At 39.3% G+C, this 17,760-nt stretch carries 18 protein-coding genes; 9 read left to right on the top strand and 9 right to left on the bottom strand.

Annotation, left to right across the window (positions count from 1 at the left end; genetic code table 11):
- Positions 1 to 86: 86 nt before the first annotated feature.
- The 6 genes from ribA (at position 87) to ACMUMK_RS12510 (ending at position 6,333) form a co-directional block, all read left to right on the top strand.
- Positions 87 to 710, top strand: a complete 624-nt coding sequence (gene ribA, locus ACMUMK_RS12485; RefSeq protein ID WP_414701474.1) for a GTP cyclohydrolase II — start codon at positions 87 to 89, stop codon at positions 708 to 710.
- Between the two features lie 159 nt (positions 711 to 869).
- Positions 870 to 2,249: a DUF3300 domain-containing protein gene (locus ACMUMK_RS12490; RefSeq protein ID WP_414701475.1), complete on the top strand. Its 1,380-nt coding sequence runs from the start codon at positions 870 to 872 to the stop codon at positions 2,247 to 2,249.
- A gap of 63 nt (positions 2,250 to 2,312) precedes the next feature.
- A complete protein-coding gene (locus tag ACMUMK_RS12495) occupies positions 2,313 to 2,795 on the top strand; it encodes a GNAT family N-acetyltransferase (RefSeq protein ID WP_414701476.1) in 483 nt (160 codons plus the stop codon).
- A gap of 53 nt (positions 2,796 to 2,848) precedes the next feature.
- Positions 2,849 to 3,853: an aspartate carbamoyltransferase gene (locus ACMUMK_RS12500; RefSeq protein ID WP_414701477.1), complete on the top strand. Its 1,005-nt coding sequence runs from the start codon at positions 2,849 to 2,851 to the stop codon at positions 3,851 to 3,853.
- Between the two features lie 49 nt (positions 3,854 to 3,902).
- A complete protein-coding gene (hemL, locus tag ACMUMK_RS12505) occupies positions 3,903 to 5,198 on the top strand; it encodes a glutamate-1-semialdehyde 2,1-aminomutase (RefSeq protein WP_414701478.1) in 1,296 nt (431 codons plus the stop codon).
- Between the two features lie 61 nt (positions 5,199 to 5,259).
- Positions 5,260 to 6,333 (top strand): adenylate/guanylate cyclase domain-containing protein, encoded by a 1,074-nt coding sequence (locus ACMUMK_RS12510; protein ID WP_414701479.1) that lies wholly within the window; start codon positions 5,260 to 5,262, stop codon positions 6,331 to 6,333.
- Positions 6,334 to 6,362: 29 nt separating this feature from the next.
- On the opposite strand, the gene ACMUMK_RS12515 is transcribed toward ACMUMK_RS12510, so the two are convergent.
- Complete coding sequence (locus ACMUMK_RS12515; RefSeq protein ID WP_414701480.1) at positions 6,363 to 7,286, bottom strand: Dyp-type peroxidase; 924 nt, start codon at positions 7,284 to 7,286, stop codon at positions 6,363 to 6,365.
- 260 nt (positions 7,287 to 7,546) lie between these two features.
- Here ACMUMK_RS12515 and ACMUMK_RS12520 point away from each other — a divergent pair, with 260 nt between their 5' ends.
- Positions 7,547 to 8,650, top strand: coding sequence for a mechanosensitive ion channel family protein (locus tag ACMUMK_RS12520; RefSeq protein WP_414701481.1), 1,104 nt, complete (start codon positions 7,547 to 7,549; stop codon positions 8,648 to 8,650).
- Between the two features lie 19 nt (positions 8,651 to 8,669).
- On the opposite strand, the gene ggt is transcribed toward ACMUMK_RS12520, so the two are convergent.
- The 3 genes from ggt to glnK all read right to left on the bottom strand — a co-directional run bounded on the left by ggt (position 8,670) and on the right by glnK (position 12,161).
- Positions 8,670 to 10,361 (bottom strand): gamma-glutamyltransferase, encoded by a 1,692-nt coding sequence (ggt, locus tag ACMUMK_RS12525; RefSeq protein WP_414701482.1) that lies wholly within the window; start codon positions 10,359 to 10,361, stop codon positions 8,670 to 8,672.
- Positions 10,362 to 10,560: 199 nt separating this feature from the next.
- Positions 10,561 to 11,805: an ammonium transporter gene (locus ACMUMK_RS12530; RefSeq protein ID WP_414701483.1), complete on the bottom strand. Its 1,245-nt coding sequence runs from the start codon at positions 11,803 to 11,805 to the stop codon at positions 10,561 to 10,563.
- A gap of 17 nt (positions 11,806 to 11,822) precedes the next feature.
- Positions 11,823 to 12,161 carry a P-II family nitrogen regulator gene (gene glnK / locus ACMUMK_RS12535; protein WP_006992692.1) on the bottom strand — a complete coding sequence of 113 codons (339 nt, stop codon included), beginning with the start codon at positions 12,159 to 12,161 and terminating at the stop codon, positions 11,823 to 11,825.
- 316 nt (positions 12,162 to 12,477) lie between these two features.
- Between glnK and ACMUMK_RS12540 the strand changes: the two genes are divergently transcribed.
- Positions 12,478 to 12,858, top strand: a complete 381-nt coding sequence (locus ACMUMK_RS12540) for a hypothetical protein (RefSeq protein ID WP_414701484.1) — start codon at positions 12,478 to 12,480, stop codon at positions 12,856 to 12,858.
- Here the strand turns inward: ACMUMK_RS12540 and ACMUMK_RS12545 are convergent.
- The 4 genes from ACMUMK_RS12545 to mtnN form a co-directional block, all read right to left on the bottom strand.
- Positions 12,853 to 13,278, bottom strand: coding sequence for a DUF2721 domain-containing protein (locus tag ACMUMK_RS12545; protein WP_414701485.1), 426 nt, complete (start codon positions 13,276 to 13,278; stop codon positions 12,853 to 12,855). The genes ACMUMK_RS12540 and ACMUMK_RS12545 overlap by 6 nt on opposite strands.
- A 57-nt stretch (positions 13,279 to 13,335) precedes the next feature.
- Entirely contained in the window at positions 13,336 to 13,710 is a 375-nt protein-coding gene (locus ACMUMK_RS12550) for a rhodanese-like domain-containing protein (RefSeq protein ID WP_414701486.1), read from the bottom strand.
- Positions 13,711 to 13,796: 86 nt separating this feature from the next.
- A complete protein-coding gene (locus ACMUMK_RS12555) occupies positions 13,797 to 14,762 on the bottom strand; it encodes a cobalamin biosynthesis protein (protein ID WP_414701487.1) in 966 nt (321 codons plus the stop codon).
- A gap of 17 nt (positions 14,763 to 14,779) precedes the next feature.
- A complete protein-coding gene (gene mtnN, locus ACMUMK_RS12560; RefSeq protein WP_414701488.1) occupies positions 14,780 to 15,475 on the bottom strand; it encodes a 5'-methylthioadenosine/S-adenosylhomocysteine nucleosidase in 696 nt (231 codons plus the stop codon).
- 227 nt (positions 15,476 to 15,702) lie between these two features.
- Between mtnN and ACMUMK_RS12565 the strand changes: the two genes are divergently transcribed.
- Positions 15,703 to 16,881 carry a tetratricopeptide repeat protein gene (locus ACMUMK_RS12565; RefSeq protein WP_414701489.1) on the top strand — a complete coding sequence of 393 codons (1,179 nt, stop codon included), beginning with the start codon at positions 15,703 to 15,705 and terminating at the stop codon, positions 16,879 to 16,881.
- 39 nt (positions 16,882 to 16,920) lie between these two features.
- Here ACMUMK_RS12565 and ACMUMK_RS12570 read toward each other — a convergent pair whose 3' ends face one another.
- Positions 16,921 to 17,760, bottom strand: coding sequence for a 2OG-Fe(II) oxygenase family protein (locus ACMUMK_RS12570; protein WP_414701490.1), 840 nt, complete (start codon positions 17,758 to 17,760; stop codon positions 16,921 to 16,923).

Below are 17,760 nucleotides of genomic sequence, written 5' to 3' on the forward strand. Positions count from 1 at the left end.
TGTGTACAATTTTTTGCCGCTTTATGAAGGCCAGAATGTACACAGCCAGAAATTTTTTACTCTATTTGAAGTCTGTATAGAAAAATATGAATGTTAGTTCTGAAAAGTATCAATATGTAAGCTCTGCAAAATTACCTACACGCTGGGGGCAATTTACCATTCATGGGTTTGTTGAAAGCGAGTCTAATCAAGAGCATGTTGCTTTGTCATATGGAGAGTGGACAGAGGAAGAAATTATTCCCATCCGCATCCATTCAGAATGTCTAACTGGGGATGCTTTATTTAGTACTCGATGCGATTGTGGCGCACAGCTTGAAAAAGGCCTTCAAAATATTGTCAAAAATGGAAAAGGTGTGCTGCTTTATCTTCGTCAAGAAGGGCGGGGAATAGGTTTACTCAATAAGATAAAAGCCTACCAGCTACAAGATCAAGGTATGGATACAGTAGAAGCCAATGAGCATTTAGGGTTTGATGCAGATTTAAGGGATTACAGCATTTGTGAATTGATGCTTGCTACCCTCAAAGTCAAAAGCGTTAAGCTCATGACGAATAATCCTAAAAAACGAGCTGCATTGTCTAGTTTAGGCATAAACGTAGTAGAGCGTGTGCCAATTGATCACGGTGTTACCGATGATAATCGTCATTATATTCAAACTAAAACTGAAAAGTTAGGTCATCAATTTTTACCAGAGCAATATACCAAGCGCTAATTATCTTCATGTCGATGAAATGTTAACGATACATACAAACAAAGATAAAACTAACTTTAAGTAAGTATTCAGTCACTGTTAAGTTTACTAGGCGTATAACTATCCCTACGATTTGCTTTGCTTTATTGCTGAGCTGTTAATGTCAAAGAAGGAAACGTTATGGGAAATCAAAACAGATACCTGCTGATATATATTTTTATTTTGTGTGTCATTGTTGCCGGTGTTGTGCAGCTTGCACAAGCTGAAGAACAAGACAGCTCTGAATATGAGTCTACAAATATTGAGTTAGAGCAAGCCGTACTCGACCAAATGTTGGCGCCTATTGCCTTATACCCAGATACCCTGTTATCTCATATCTTAGTTGCATCTACTTACCCTTTAGAAGTTGTCCAAGCAGCACGTTGGCGTAAGGCTAATGATAATATAGATGCGCAAGGTGCCTTAGATTATGCTGAGACCCAAGACTGGGATCCTAGTGTGCAAGCACTAATCCCTTTTACGGATTTACTACAAACTATGAGTAATGATTTGCAGTGGCTACAACAGTTAGGTGACGCATTTTTATTTAGTGAAGAACAAGTATTAGCCAGTATCCAAAGCTTACGCCAAAAGGCCTATGCTCATGGTAACCTGAATGAAAATGAATACCTGAATGTAGAGCAGCAAGATAATCAAATAGTTATTCAACCTGTTCAAAAAGAAGTGGTGTACGTACCTTATTATGACACTAGGGTGGTATACGGAAATTGGTGGTGGCATAACCGTCAACCTTATAGATGGCATAGACCTTTGCACAGTGTTTTCGTTGCAGGCTTGTATTGGAGTGCAGGGTTTCACATTCGTCCGAGCTTTTATTTTGGTGGATTTCAATGGCGTAAGCGCCACATTTTTATCGACTACAGTTATAGACGTAACTCTGGTAAGTATTGGTCACATCATAAGACTAATGCTAAAACTATAAAGATCAGAAAGTCGCAACGCTGGAGCCATGATCAAAAACATAGAAGAGGTGTGCAATATCATGTTAATGGCCAGCGCGTAAAGTATGTAAGCAAAGGTCAGTCTGTGTTAACAAAAGATCAGTCTAATCTTAGAAATAACAAAAAGCGTGTGTTGAAATATGATACTCAAAATACAAAGTTGAATAGTCAACGGGTCAAAAATGCTTTAAATACGAAAGGATCCGAGCAAAAGCGCAACAAGCAGGCAACAAGAAATAATTATGAAAACCAAAATAGAAAGTCTAATGTAAATAAAGCTAACACAAAGCAACAAAGGGACTATAAAAAGCAATCTACAGTTGATAACAGAAGCTCAAAGGGGCAGCAATCAGGCAATAAAAAACAGTCCCAAACTGCCAAGTATCAGCGTCAAAGCCAAGCGAAAGCAACGAAACAAAATCAAAAGGCAAAGACTGTTAAACATAGCTCCAAACAAACTTATAGGGGAAATAACTCACAGTCAAAAAAGCAAAGTTTTAGTAGCCAAAACAAGGCTAGAAATACTAATCGTCAGAGCAGTAATCAACATAAACATTAGTACTAAACAAAGCTTACCCACGTTATCATCATTCCACTGAATTGATAGCGTGGTTTTTTATTTGTGAATATAAAAGTTGATGATTTACGTCATCCAAAAGTGAAAGAACTTTTACAAAAACATTTAGATGACATGTACGCCACTTCACCAAAAGAGAGTGTGCATGCCTTGGATTTGTCAGGCTTGCGTGAAGCCAATGTTAGGTTTTGGAGTGCATGGCAAGGAGATGAATTACTCGGTTGTGGTGCACTAAAAATACTTAACTCTAAGCATGGCGAAATTAAATCAATGCGTACTTCAGAGTCCCATAACCGTAAAGGTGTCGCCACAAATATACTGCAGCATATTATTGAGCACGGACAACAAATTGGCTTAAAGCAATTGAGCCTAGAAACAGGCACTCAAGATTTCTTCAAGCCCGCCCGTCAGTTGTACCTTAAAAATGGTTTTCAAGATTGCGGCCCATTTGCTGATTACTCCTTAGACCCCAATAGTTTGTTTATGACATTGTTTATTACAAAGGGTGAGTTTAGGACTAGGGACTAAGCAGTATATTTGATAAAATAATCATTATGTTTGGTGTTTGAGTTGAAGGTCTTATGAATTTTAAAGGTGGTCATATCCTGTCGGTAAATCAGTTTGACCGAGAGGCCATTGAGCAAGTTTTTAATGTTGCTCATCAAATGTTGCCCTATGCAAAAAGACAAAAGCGAACCACTGTCTTAGATGGCGCTATTTTGGGAAACTTGTTTTTTGAGCCGAGTACCCGGACTAGAGTGAGTTTTGGTACTGCATTTAATTTGTTAGGTGGTGAAGTTCGTGAAACAACAGGGCTAAGTAACTCAGCTTTAGCCAAAGGTGAGTCACTATATGACACCGCTCGTGTATTAAGTGGCTATTCGGACATTATAGCAATGCGTCATCCAGATACAGGCTCGGTCGCTGAGTTTGCTCAAGGTAGTCGTATTCCTGTCATCAATGGTGGTGATGGTGCAAACGAGCACCCAACCCAAGCTCTTTTAGATTTGTATACTATTCAAAAAGAATTGGAACACCATGGAAGTGGCATTGATGGCATGCATATCGCCATGATTGGTGATTTAAAGTATGGCCGAACTGTGCATTCACTTTCTAAATTATTATGTCTGTTTAAAAATGTCCGTTTTACATTAATTTCGCCTAAAGAATTATCTATGCCACAAGGCATAATCGATGTGATCGAAAACGCTGGTCATCAGTATAAGATTACTGAGCAGTTTGAAGGTAGCTTAGATGCAGATATTTGTTATCAAACTCGTATCCAAGAAGAGCGCTTTCCGTCACAGCAAGAAGCTAATCAATATCGTGGTAAGTTTCGTTTGAATCAACAAATTTATACGAAACACTTCCAGTCAAAAACTGTCATTATGCACCCGCTGCCTCGTGACTCTCGTGCTGAAGCCAATGAGCTTGATAATGATCTTAATTTGAACCCTAACTTGGCTATTTTCCGCCAAACCGATAATGGTGTGTTAGTAAGAATGGCGCTTTTTGCATTAACGTTAGGAGTTGAGAATATTGTTTCTCAATTTGATCAAAAAGTATGTTGGCATGTAAACCCGTAATTTCTCAAACCGCCCACTATTCCACTATATAAATATTTAAGAAGAGACTATGAACAAATCAGAAAGCCTATTCACCCGTGCTAAAGAACATATTCCTGGTGGCGTGAATTCTCCAGTTAGAGCCTTTAAGGCAGTGGGTGGTACACCTCCATTTATTAGCAAGGCGGATGGGCCTTATTTGTATGATGCTGACGGTAAACGCTATATCGATTATGTGCAATCTTGGGGACCTATGGTGTTAGGGCATAATCATCCAAAAATTCGCCAAGCTGTTATTGACGCCGCTCAGGATGGTCTAAGTTTTGGTGCCCCTACAGAAATAGAAGTTCAAATGGCTGAAAAGGTCTCTAAATTAGTCCCTTCTATGGAAATGCTACGAATGGTTAATTCTGGTACAGAGGCAACCATGAGCGCAATTAGATTAGCGCGGGGTTACACTAACCGAGATAAAATTTTAAAGTTTGAAGGCTGTTACCATGGCCATGCAGATGCATTGTTGGTTAAAGCAGGTTCTGGCGCTTTAACCTTTGGTGTGCCTAGTTCTCCGGGGATTCCAGCAGATTTTGCAAAACACACCTTAACAATGGAATACAATAACCTGGACTCAGTAGCTGAGGCCTTTAAACAATACCCAGAAGATATCGCATGTATTATTGTTGAACCCGTTGCAGGTAATATGAACTGTATTCCTCCAGTGGATGGCTTCTTGCAGGGACTTAGGGATATTTGTGATAAATATGGTGCTGTTTTGATCCTAGATGAAGTTATGACTGGGTTTCGTGTTGCACGTGGTGGCGCGCAAGAAAAATATGGCGTCAAGCCAGATTTAACATGTTTGGGCAAGGTTATTGGCGGTGGTATGCCAGTGGGCGCTTTTGGCGGCAAGGCTGAAATTATGAAATGCATTGCCCCTGATGGACCTGTTTATCAAGCCGGAACCTTATCTGGAAATCCAGTGGCTATGGCGGCTGGTATGGCATCTTTAACTGAAATAGAACAAGATGGCTTATATGAAAAACTAACGGCTAAAACTCAAACCTTGGCCGAAGGCTTTAAAACGTTAGCGAACAAATATGGCATTGCGATGTCTGTTAATTATGCAGGAAGCATGTTCGGGTTGTTTTTTACTGACGTTGAACGTGTGACTAATTATCAACAGGCTATTAGTTGTAACACTGAACAATTTAATTTGTTCTATCATGGCATGTTAGAAAAAGGTGTATACCTTGCTCCTGCATCTTATGAAGCTGGCTTTGTGTCAGCTATGCACGACGATAGTGTGATTGAAGAAACGTTAGCAATTGCTGATGAAGTATTTGCCATGGTTGCTGAAAAATGTGGCTAAAGTAAAGCTAGGTTAATAGTTTGAAAAATTTAAGAACGATAATAAAAGTGAATACTATCTAGTGCTAGCGCAGATACTACAGCCTATTCCATTAGTGCTTTTGGTGGTTATTACTATCTATACGCTGGTGCTGCTGTTTTTACTGAAAAGACTAAAAGCTAATAAGGCTGTAGCCACTACTAGTATTGCTAAGGCCAACAAAGCTGTGGCTGTTAATCTTAGTCATAGCAATTACGCAGATGAGGCCATGCGCCTCAACCAGACATTTCGTAAGTTTGTTCCTAAGCAGTTTGTGGATCATTTTGCTAAACATGGCTCTGATACATTAGAGCTAGGTCGTGCTGATGAAGATGAGTTGGCAATATTGTTTACAGATATTCGTGGTTTTACTGGGTTATCTGAAAACATGACTCCGCAGGAGTTAATGAATTTTCTTAACTCTTATTTTCTAAGAATGAATGATCCCATTCATCAAAATAATGGTTTTATCGACAAATTTATTGGCGATGCAGTTATGGCGTTATTTGATAGGCCAACCGGTACAAACGCTGATAAAGCACAAGATGCAATACGTGCGGCATTAGGTTTACGAGCAGCTATTGTTTTATACAACTCCCACAGAGCTAAGTGCCATTATCCGGCTGTTAACATTGGAATTGGTGTGCATTTTGGGCCTGTTATTATAGGAACGGTTGGCTCTGAAGACCGTATGGATACTACTGTAATTGGTGATACGGTTAATATTGCATATAGGCTTGAAACGCTAGCGCCTAAATACTTCACGGATATAGTCGTCAGTGAAGAGACCCTAAAACAAGCTGATGCAGAAGGCGTGTTTGTGTATAGAATTTTAGATTGGGTGCGGGTTAAAGGAAGACAAACTCCCATAGCGATTTATGAAGTTATTGATCACCAAGATGAAGCGGTTAAAGAATTGAAATTGGCAAACGCTCATTATATTGAGCTAGGCATAACTTATCGTAAACAGCAAAAGTGGGATTTGGCAACAGAACAATTCACATTAGCCCATGATGTAAACCCTCAAGATCCTTTGGTGACCCATCATTTGCAACAATGTGAATTATTAAAAAATAGCCAGTTGGATCCAGACTGGGATGGTTCTATTCGATTTTAACGTAAAGCTGACATAGTGGTTTCGAGAGTTTATTCCTTGGCTTGCTGTTTAATAAAGTTGATTGACGGGGCAAAGAATGCGCCACCTGTTTCCGCATTGGTAAAGTCTAGTAATCTATCGTAATTACCTTCTCCATCACCATATACCATGCTTTTGAGCATATTTGTAAACGGCTGAGGGCTCTTGGCACAAGATACAAAATATAAGCCCTGTATCGTCATATCACCATAGGGCATGCTTTGTCTTAATATTTCTATGCTCTTACCATCTTTATCTTTCAAAGACGTACGTTTAGTGTGGGAAAATGGGGCCTTGTCAGTACTTTTAAATTCCACGTTATCGGCTTTAGTACGCCCATATGTCTCTTCTTGGGTGGCTACTGATAGTTGTTGCCATTTTTCCATGTTGTGACGATAACGTTGAACATGTATATAACTACCACCTGCAAACTCTAGGTCTTGATCACCCACCAAGGCAACATTGAACTTTTGCATACCTTTTGGGTTTTCTGTGCCATCAACAAAGCCAGTTAGGTCTCTGCCATCTAAGTATCGGAAGCCTTTGACCTCTTCAAACAAATCAATGTGAGGTCGTAATAACTCAATAATTCTAGTTCCAATAGCATGACAAATATCTACTCTGTCTGCTTTTATTTGAATAAAAAGATCTCCCGGAGTGGCTGGTGCACTGCGGTCATCACTGTTCATAATTGGGAAAGGAGCCAGCTCCTGTGGAATTGAGCGAGGGTATAGTTCATACCAATAGTCAGTTCCGACAGCGACAATTCCTGAAACCATTGCCTCGTAGTATTCTTCATCATAATGGGAAAATAGCGCTAATACTTGTGCTATTTTTTTACGCATAGTCACTGCGTCATCATCAATTACAATCAGGGTTAAATACAGTGCGTGCAAATTCGGTTCTGCACAAATACCTTTTTGAGCTTGGGTCATAGGTTATTCATTATTTTTGTTACTGCTAACATGTCCGTATACAAGGCTGATTAATAGCTTGTGAATGCCACATAATAATCTTCTCTGGTCCTTATTGAAATAGGTTATTCCCTTAGTGTGAGCCTAGATAACTACCAATATAGAGCGGTCTGCCCCTTTTTTGGTGCACTAAGATGAGTAATTCATTCCTTATCCGGCGTTAGTTCGCTGGTGCGTTTATTGCACAACTCTTGATGACTAATTAATAAGGAAGATATCACATGAGAGAGGCGGCTGAATTTCTTAGTAACTTAATTGAGGTTACTCCCGTATGGATGTCTGCAGTGGTACTGTTTGTTTGTATATTAGTCGCGTTGTGGATAGTAAAAAGTATCGTCTTTTTCTACTTACGCTGCTTGATAGACAAATCAAATTTCGTTTTTGATAGTTTATTACTAGACGCTGCACGAAGACCCACAAGTGTATTGATCTTTGCTATTTCCTTAAAGTTAACTGAACTTATTTTGATAAGCCTTATATCCTCTTCCATTGAACACAGTGATTTACTGGGCTCTGTAAGCCAAATCTTTTTCATTGTAGCCATGATTATGTTTGCTGATAAGTTTGCTCGGGTAAGCCTAACCCATTACCAAGATAGCTCTCCCATTTTGAAAACCAGTGGTAGCCTTTTGAAAGGTACTTTACGGGTCATTGTATTTTGTATTGGCCTGTTAATTATCCTCAGTACATTAGGTGTTTCCATTACTCCTATCGTTGCTTCACTTGGCATTGGATCACTGGCAGTGGCATTAGCATTACAACCTACGTTAGAGAACTTTTTTTCTGGTATTCAAATGATTGCAGATAAGCCACTTAGAGTTGGTGATTTTGTGGAGCTTGATTCTGGAGAGCAAGGTTTTGTAGAAAAAATAGGGTGGCGCTCAACTTGGATTAAAATGCTACCAAATAATATTGTGATTATGCCAAATAGTGTCTTGGCACAATCTAAACTAATTAACTATTACTACCCGGAAAAACAGCTGTCCGTACCTGTTGATGTAGGGGTCCATTATGACTCTGACCTTGACCATGTAGAAAGGGTCACGTTAGAAGTTGCCAAAGAGATTTTGCGTACTCATAAATGGGGGATCCCTGAGTATGAGACCTTTGTTGTGTTTCATACTTTTGACAACTCTAGTATTAACTTTACTGTAATGTTAAGAGCGCAAGAATACTTTAACCGATTTTTTATCAAGTCTGCCTTTATCAAAGCACTCCATAAAAGGTTTAAGGATGAAGGTATTGTTATACCGTATCCAATTAGCGCAATAAATTTAAGCCAAGAGAGTGCAACAGATAACCTGATAAACCATAACACCAAATAGGTGTAATGGTTTCGGGTGGCTAATACCCAGCTGCATGTCCGTCTTTACGACTTTCTGATGCGCCATAGTAAACGCCTGTTTCAAGATCCCGCATAATTGCTTGGTACCCACCATAGTTTCCCAGGCTGTCTTGCAAAACGTGGCCTTTTTCTAGCAACTCACGTTTAACCTTAGGACTAACCCCTGATTCTAAATGGACCATTCCACCATCGACCATTTTCCCTCCAGTGGGTTGACTTGAGCCTGTGTGTAGCATTCTGGGTGCATCGCCTGCTTCCTGGAGATTCATTCCAAAGTCAATTAAATTGGTGATGATTTGGGCATGCATTTGAGGTTGTGTGCTACCACCCATTACCCCAAAACTCAGCCAAGGCTGTCCGTTACGGGTAACAAATGCAGGAATAATAGTATGAAATGGCCTTTTATTGGGTGCATAAACATTGTTATGGCCAGGCTCTAAACTAAACAGTTCACCCCTGTCTTGTAAAATAAAGCCTAACCCAGTGGGAGTCATACCTGATCCCATTCCTCTATAATTGCTTTGAATCAGTGACACCATGTTGCCTTCTTTATCTGCTGTGGTGAGATAAATGGTATCGCCTTCATTTATGCCAGCGTCATAGCGTTTAGCGGCTTTGTTACTATCTATTAGTTGACTGCGGCTCTTTGCATACTCTTTGGATATCAACCAATTTACAGGTGCATTATTAAATGCTGGGTCGCTGTAATATTTTGCCCTATCCTCAAACGCTAATTTTTTGGCTTCAACAAAAGTATGGATATATTGAGAAGAACCAAACCCCATACTTTCGATATCATAGCGCTCAAGAATATTCAGTATTTGTAATGCGGCTATACCCTGCCCATTTGGCGGTAACTCCCACACATCGTATCCTTTGTAATTTGTGGACACTGGGGTGACCCATTCTGATGTATGACTAGCTAAGTCTTCATAGCTTAGAAAGCCACCTTGCTGCTTCATGTAGGCCGCTATCGAGTGGGCTATATCACCTTTATAAAATACATCTCTTCCACCAGTTGCTATTTTTTCGTAGGTAACAGCTAAGTCTTTATTTGTGAATATCTGCCCCTTGTTTGGTGCTCGGCCGTTGGGCATATATGTTTCTTTAAAACCAGGATATTTTTCAAGTTTAGGTACACTAGCTTGCATGTAATAAGCGATCAATTCTGTCACTGGAAAGCCTTTTTTTGCATACTCTATACTTGGAGCAAGTATGCTAGTCATGGGCAGTTTTCCGAACTTTTCATGTAGCTTGAACCAGCCATCTACAGCACCTGGAACAGAAACAGGAAGTGGCCCATATGAAGGAATTTTATCTAAGCCTTGGAGTTCAAAATGCTCTAAGGTTAAAGATTTGGGAGAGCGTCCTGAAGCATTTAATCCGTAGAGCTTCTGTTCTTTAGCATCCCAAACCATAGCGAATAAATCACCTCCTATACCACTGCCAGTAGGCTCCACTAAGCCAAGCATAGCATTAGCTGCAATTGCTGCATCAATAGCATTACCTCCTTGTTTGAGTATATCTAAGGCTACTTGGGTGGCTAAAGGCTGGCTAGTTGCGGCCATTGCATTTGTAGCAATCACTTCAGAGCGTGATGCAAAAGGTTTACCTGTGACTCTGTCATATGACCAAGAAGGCGCAACCAACAGCAAGCATGTTACAAGGGATATAATCGTAATAGGTTTCATAACGTAAACTCATTGATATTAATTGGTTTAGGATACAGGGATTTACTATGGCTAGGTATAAGTGAGCTTATTTTAAGCCATAAAAAAGCCCCGCTAGTGCGGGGCTATGGCCTTCCTGGCATTAAGAAATCAATACAGTGCTTGATTTCTATTTAAGGACGTTTGTAATTATTATAATCCTATTTTCTAAAGCTTATGCTTAAGAGCGACTAGAAGTGAAGTCTGGGTATGCTTCTAAACCACACTCACTCATGTCTACGCCTTCAAACTCTTCTTCTTCACTGACACGGATTCCGATAACAGCTTTGATAATTGCCCAAGTAATTAAACTAGTAACAAATACCCATACGAAGATAGTTACAGCACCTAGTAATTGACCGCTAAATGTAGCTGCATCAGGGTTTGTAACTGGAACTAATAATAGTCCTAGTAAGCCCACAACACCGTGCACAGAGATAGCGCCCACTGGATCATCAATTTTTAACTTATCTAAAGCTAAAATACTAAATACTACTAAGATACCACCCATAGCACCAAACAATGTTGCTTGTAGAGGAGTAGGAGTAGAAGGCTCTGCAGTAATTGCAACTAAGCCAGCTAATGCACCGTTAAGTGCCATAGTTAAGTCAGCTTTCTTAAATAAGATACGAGCAAGTAGTAAAGCAGCAACTAAACCACCGGCAGCTGCAGCGTTAGTATTCATAAATACAACAGCAACGGCATTTGCACTTTCAACAGTAGCAGTCGCTAGAACTGAACCACCGTTAAATCCAAACCAGCCCATCCAAAGGATGAATGTACCTAAAGTAGCTAGAGGTAGGTTAGCACCAGGGATAGCGTTTGCTTTACCATCAACATATTTACCTTTACGAGCACCTAGCAATAACACACCCGCAAGAGCCGCAGCTGCACCAGCCATGTGAACGATACCAGAACCAGCAAAGTCAGAGAAACCGTTGTCGCCTAGTGTGTACATACCGAATACAGATACGCCACCCCAAGTCCAAGAACCTTCCATTGGGTAAATGAAACCTGTTAGTACGATAGTAAACGCAAGGAATGCCCAAAGTTTCATACGCTCAGCAACCGCACCAGAAACAATAGACATAGCAGTTGCTACGAATACAACTTGGAAGAAGAAATCAGCTGAAGGAGCGTAAGTTGCTGGCTCTGCTTCACCTGTAGCGCCGTCACCAGTAATGCCACTTAAGAACCAAGTGAAGTCATCACCGCCGTACATAATTGAATAGCCACACACCATGTACATGATGCAAGCGATAGAATACAAGGCAACGTTTTTCGTTAAAATTTCAGTGGTGTTTTTAGCACGAACTAAACCCGCTTCTAACATGGTAAAGCCAGCAGCCATCCACATTACGAGAGCACCACATATTAAAAAGTAAAAAGTATCTAGGGCGTAGCCCAACTCAAAAGTTATTTCCACGATAGTCTCCTCAAAATCTAAATGGCTTCGCCATCGGTTTCGCCAGTACGAATACGAACGGCATGCTCTAAGTCATAGACGAATACTTTTCCGTCACCAATTTTTCCTGTTTTAGCCGCGCCAACTATAGCTTCAACTAAACGCTCAACTTGATCGTCCTGAACGGCTACTTCAAGTTTTACTTTAGGTAAAAAATCTACTTGATATTCAGCGCCACGGTATAATTCCGTATGACCTTTTTGACGACCAAAGCCTTTAACTTCAGTAACAGTCAATCCATCAATTCCGATTTCAGAGATTGCTTCTCGCACATCATCAAGCTTGAAAGGCTTAATGATCGCTGTGACTAGTTTCATGGTGGTACTCCCAGTGTTGTAGTTATATTTTTCAATAGTTTGACAAATTTACAACAAATCCTATGCCACAATTTTTTGTCATTAAAAACAATAGATTACCGAAAACTTGCAGGCTATTATTTCCCTTTGGTGCACACTGTTGGTGCGATCTGCTCAGGCTGCAGTTTTTTGGTGCGAAAAACTTGGCAAAGGTCATTTAGTTGCTAATTTGCGAGCTTGGTAGGGGGCTTTATTCTTTGTGATTTTTATTATCTATATGAGTTTGTAGTGTAATAACCTATGCTAAGTAAATTTACCTGATAACTATAGAAGTGTTATGCAATTTAAAATTACTCGCAGTCATATGTTGGCAATTGTAAGTGTTGAGGGAAGCCTTAATGCTTTAGATTTACTTTTCATGTTGCAAAGCCGTGAGTATAAAAATGTGATTGCTAAACATAACAAAGTGTTGGTTGATTACTCAGGTGTGCTTAGCTCATCACTTACATTGGAAGATGCTATGGGGTTAACCCTGTTAGGTAAAATGGATCTAGATACTCAAGGAGAAATTCATTTAGTTATTGTTGTTAATGAAAATGAGCGGGAAGTAATGGAAAAAGTAACCGGTGATATCTTTTCTAATAGTATGACTACTATATCCATAGTTAAGTCTAGACAAGAAGGTATGGCTATTTTGCGCGGCAGCAAGCTCTCATGATTTTTTACTAATCTTACTATTCCAGGTACGTTTTTGAGTCGGTAAATTTAATTGGCTCAAATGCATATCCAATGCTTCTATCGATATGCGAATTTCTCTTACGGATAACCAAAGGGAATAAAGGAGTAATACCAGGCTACAGGCAAATATAGAGCTTCCGATCGTTTGATACTGGGCATAAATAGCAAGCATTGATAAAACGCACATGAAAAAAGATGCGATACCCGCCGCTTGCATATTTTTTATGAGCTGAATCCTGAGTCGTAAGTTTTTTATTTGAGCATTAGCGTTAGCGCTTTCTTTTTCCAGATCGAAATTTCTTATTACACTAGCAAGAGCTAGAAAACGGTTGGTATATGCCAAAAGGAGTAAAGAAATAGCCGGAAACAGCATGGCAGGTGTGGTAAGCGTAATAATCATAGGTATCAGTCGATTCTTGTTTTCTTAATAGGGAGCCTAAACTGTTAGTTCTTCTTACTATTTTTCTATGGGAAGCCCAGACTTGACCCAGCCTAACATATCGCCTTCTAGATGATAAAGGTTGTTAAATCCATGCTGTTGCAACATTTTAGACGCTTTACCTGCCCTATAACCGGAGCGGCAGTACAGTACTATATGTTTATTTTCTAGGTTACTGAATTTTTCTAGGCTGGTTGATAATTCACTCAAGGGGATATTGATAGCATTAGGAACATGCCCTTCAGCGAATTCTTTTGGGGTTCTTACATCCACTAAAAAATAGCTTGAAGGGTCCTCGTTAAGCACTTTGACTTGATTAACTTCGGTCATGCTTGCGGCATGTGCTGTGAAGCCAATACAACTTATGAACCAAAAAATAATCTGTTTGAACATGCGCTGTGCCTTTGTGTTTTTCTGTTGGTATTTATACCGATAAATAGTCATTTTAGCCATATGTACTAAACAGTAAGTTAACCTTACTAGTTTTGCAGTGCCGCAAAATAAATCGCATATATTAATATTAAGCCTGTCATCAATACCCATGAAGCAATATTAATCAAACTTAATGCCTTTTGATTATCACTTAAGGTTACCTGTTTAATTGACCCACATAAGGGCATGCGTATTTTTACCTTGTCGTAAAATGCTGGCCCTCCTAGTGATACATTTAATGTACTACCACAAGTATTTAATATAAACATAGGCACACTTTTATAACTTCTTCTTTGGACCATTGCTTTAAAGCCTGAGGTGAGGTTGCCGGCAATCACTATACAAAAACTCCCAATAACAGCTGGTATTAATTGCATTATGTTAACTACAATTCTAACTGGATATCCAAAGTACTTGAATCTATATAGCTTGGGATTCCAGCTATGGCTCATTTCATAAAGGGTGCGATAAATTAAAGCTCCTGCTCCCCCCGTCAACAAGTACCAAAAGATTACCGCGCAATATTGATAGCAAAAGCGTAGAAAAATCGACTCAATATTGGCTTTCACCATACCTAAAGGTGACATTTTATCGGTCTCGCGCAATACGATAGGGCTTAACATCTGTCTTGCTAATATTTTTTTACCAGATCTTAGTGCTGATGTTACCTTTTTTGTTTGGGTTATGACGTATTGAAACTTCAAAGCAACTAAGAGCATTAGACTTTCAAAAAATAGCGGGTATTGGGGTAGTAAAATAAATACTGCTATTACCGTGATAACTGGAATTAATAATGTAGTTGGCGCTAAAATCCCAGCTATTTTTTGCTGACTTGTTTGTCTGGATTTATCAGGTAATACTTTATCTGCCATTCTTTGAGCCATTAACCTAAAGAGGCTTAATGGGTGGTATTTTTCTGGCCAAGTAACAAACTTTTCAATCAACACACACAATATTAGCACCCACATAGATAGTAGGTACTCACTTGCTAGTGTATCTATTAAAGTAGTCATGTTAATAATGCAAAACGCTATTTAAGATTTAATATGGTTTTCATTACTAGCTCGGCTGAATTTTTGGCTGCTTTTTCTAAGTATGTTTGGAAGGACACAGTAGATGTTTTTCCTGCTATGTCAGACAAAGAACGAATCACTAAATAAGGGACACCTAGTAAATGGCAGCTTTGCGCTATAGCTACGCCTTCCATTTCTACAGCGCAAGCTTTCGGGAAGTTTTCTGTTATTTTGGCTGCGGCCTCATCACTGCCGACAAAAGAATCCCCTGTGCATATTAACCCAAGTTCTACCTGTAGGTTATCCATGGACTTAGCGTGTTCATAGGTTAAATCAATTAACTTTTTGTCACATTCAAAATGAGTAGGCATGCCGGCACACTGGCCTATTTCATAACCAAAGTGTGTTAGGTCTGCATCAAAATGCCGCAACTCTGTGGCAACAACAATATCACCTATATTAAGGTGGCTCGAAAAACCACCCGCAGATCCTGTATTGATAACAAAGTCAGGCTTGAATTGATTGACAATGACAGTGGTAGAAACAGATGCAGCTACTTTACCAATACCACATTTTACGAGCACAACATCGGTCACTCCCAATTTACCTGTGAATACGTTGAGGTGGTTAATTGTTTGTTCTTGGCACTGTTCTAGGGAGTCACGAATAAGTGTTATTTCCTCATCCATTGCTCCGAGTATCGCTACTTTCATATTAATTACTTTTGGTAAGTTAGAATGCCTGTAAGTCTATTACGTAAAAGGCAGGTATAAAACCAATAGCAATAAAAATGTAGTCAAGGCGATGTTTTTATAGCCTAAACTTCGTCTATTCCATAACGACGTGTTAGGCCGAATCACCATTTTTCACGTTGAATAGATTGGCGAGGATCATAAAAAAACGCTAATGTTAATTAGATGTTAACATGAGGTGTGTTTATATGTTGATTTTATCTAGTGCTAAAAGATGTTGGTTTTCGCTATTGGTGTCTGTCATGCTCTTTGGGTGCCAATCCACACGGACAGCAAATTTTTCTAATCAGGCGCCTGCAATTTTGTTTTATGATCAGGGGTTTCCAGAGTTTTTAAATCACCATATTGAAACAGAACCAGAGATTTTCTATTTAGGTGCAAAGGCTAAGCAGTTTGTTTTCGATACAATAGAGCCTTTTGACAGCGAAGTAGACAAGGCGCAAGCATTGGTGCATAACTTATTTGACCGCTCAGAGTTAAATTTATTGTATCAAGCCAGCGCTAATACTGTGGCAAACGATACATTTTTACAAAGAGCTGCAAATTGTTTATCCATGTCTATTATGACTTATGCTTTGGCTCAAGAGGCTGGGTTGAATATTAAATTTCAAGAGGTACTTATACCTGAGTATTGGACCCGAAGGGATGGATATAGCTTTTTAAATGGCCACATAAATCTTAAATATACCCCAAATGTTCGCAATAATACGTTATCTCTAGGGCCTAGAAGTTTTCAAATTGACTTTGATCCTCAAGCGTCAAGAGAACTTTTTTCAAAACAAATTATTCCTAAAAAAGCAGTTATTGCTATGTTCTACAATAACAAGGGTGCTGATGCTCTAGTTGAGAAGCACTACTCCAAGGCTTACGCATACTTTAAACAAGCTGCTTTGACTTACCCTAGACTTAATAACACTTGGATTAACCTTGGGATTTTATATCGTCAAAATAATTACTTTGATAAAGCAGAAAAAGCGTACCTGAAAGCCCTTGATTTTGAACCCAACAGCCTAACTGCTTGGGAGAACCTAGCTTATCTATATAAGCATACAGACCAACAAGAGAAAGCTCAGGAAATCATTCATAAAGTTAAACGTAAGAGAAGTAAAAATCCTTATTACCACGTAAGTTTAGGTGAGCAAGAGATTGAACAAAGGAACTGGAGCCAAGCGTTAGAGCATTTTAAAAAAGCTCTAGGGTTAAATAAAGATATGCACGAAGGCTATTATGGTATTGCTAAAGTGTATTATGAAACCGGTAAATTAGAAAAAAGTGCTCGCTACCTAAAACTCGCTAAAACTAAAGCAGTGAGTGATCATGATGAAGAAAAATATCAAAGCAAAATGGACTTTTTAAGCAGCTTGTAAACAAGCTGCTATATTTAGTGGTTTGAATAGCAATAGGAGCTAGGCAACACCTAGCTCTTCTAACCTTTCTTTCAAGTAACTTTTCGCTGTATATCTGTCTGATAAAACAACTTCTGGGTTAGGGTGTAAAAACAAAGGAAGTGAAATACGAGCTTTAGTTTGATCACTGCCTTCAGGATTTACCACTCTATGAGTAGTTGATGGAAAGTAGCCTGCTGAAGCTTCTTGCAACATATCTCCGATGTTAACAATAAGGTTTCCAAAATCACATGGCACATCAATCCATGAATCACCCGTACCTTTTACTTGTAGACCAGGTTCGTTTGCAGAAGGCAAAATAGTTAGCAGGTTAATATCTTCATGTGCAGCCGCTCTAATGGCGTCTACTTCTTCTGAACCATCTAAAGGTGGGTAATGTAAAATGCGTAATAAGGTTTGTTCACTTTCAGTTACCATACTCGATAAAGATTGAGTGTACTTAGAAGATATGTCAGCCGGTGAGTATTTCTCTACCCAAGATAATAGTTCAGAAGCTAATGCGTTTGTATCACGGTAGTAGTCAGCTATCTCTTGTTTTAGTGATTCTGGGCAGCGGCCCCAGGGGTAAAAGTGGAAATATTCTTTTATATCTTTCTTTTTAAAGCCTTTCGCGGTCTCGGAAACACTAGTTGGGAAAAAACCATCATGGGTTTCACGGTTATATAAAAACTCATTTTTTTCTTCACTATTAAAAAACACTTGCCAATTTTTATATATGCTCGTGACCCTTTCCTGACTAATAGGGTGGTTTTTTAATACACCAAATCCAGTTTTGTGTAATGACTCTACAAATAATTTATCGGCATTTGGCGCCTGATAATCTACAGCTATTAATTCCAT

This window comes from Paraglaciecola sp. 2405UD69-4, from assembly GCF_047525415.1.
GTDB lineage: Bacteria > Pseudomonadota > Gammaproteobacteria > Enterobacterales > Alteromonadaceae > Paraglaciecola.

Excerpts from the sequence above, each read along its gene's own strand:
- ACMUMK_RS12545 (WP_414701485.1), bottom strand. The coding sequence starts at position 13,278 with ATGATTATTACGCTTACCACACCTGCCATGCTGTTTCCGGCTATTTCT.
- ACMUMK_RS12490 (WP_414701475.1), top strand. The coding sequence starts at position 870 with ATGGGAAATCAAAACAGATACCTGCTGATATATATTTTTATTTTGTGT.
- ACMUMK_RS12515 (WP_414701480.1), bottom strand. The coding sequence starts at position 7,286 with ATGACCCAAGCTCAAAAAGGTATTTGTGCAGAACCGAATTTGCACGCA.
- ggt (WP_414701482.1), bottom strand. The coding sequence starts at position 10,361 with ATGAAACCTATTACGATTATATCCCTTGTAACATGCTTGCTGTTGGTT.
- ACMUMK_RS12520 (WP_414701481.1), top strand. The coding sequence starts at position 7,547 with ATGAGAGAGGCGGCTGAATTTCTTAGTAACTTAATTGAGGTTACTCCC.
- ACMUMK_RS12540 (WP_414701484.1), top strand. The coding sequence starts at position 12,478 with ATGCAATTTAAAATTACTCGCAGTCATATGTTGGCAATTGTAAGTGTT.
- glnK (WP_006992692.1), bottom strand. The coding sequence starts at position 12,161 with ATGAAACTAGTCACAGCGATCATTAAGCCTTTCAAGCTTGATGATGTG.
- ACMUMK_RS12555 (WP_414701487.1), bottom strand. The coding sequence starts at position 14,762 with ATGACTACTTTAATAGATACACTAGCAAGTGAGTACCTACTATCTATG.
- ACMUMK_RS12570 (WP_414701490.1), bottom strand. The coding sequence starts at position 17,760 with ATGGAATTAATAGCTGTAGATTATCAGGCGCCAAATGCCGATAAATTA.
- mtnN (WP_414701488.1), bottom strand. The coding sequence starts at position 15,475 with ATGAAAGTAGCGATACTCGGAGCAATGGATGAGGAAATAACACTTATT.
- ACMUMK_RS12550 (WP_414701486.1), bottom strand. The coding sequence starts at position 13,710 with ATGTTCAAACAGATTATTTTTTGGTTCATAAGTTGTATTGGCTTCACA.
- ACMUMK_RS12500 (WP_414701477.1), top strand. The coding sequence starts at position 2,849 with ATGAATTTTAAAGGTGGTCATATCCTGTCGGTAAATCAGTTTGACCGA.
- hemL (WP_414701478.1), top strand. The coding sequence starts at position 3,903 with ATGAACAAATCAGAAAGCCTATTCACCCGTGCTAAAGAACATATTCCT.
- ribA (WP_414701474.1), top strand. The coding sequence starts at position 87 with ATGAATGTTAGTTCTGAAAAGTATCAATATGTAAGCTCTGCAAAATTA.
- ACMUMK_RS12565 (WP_414701489.1), top strand. The coding sequence starts at position 15,703 with ATGTTGATTTTATCTAGTGCTAAAAGATGTTGGTTTTCGCTATTGGTG.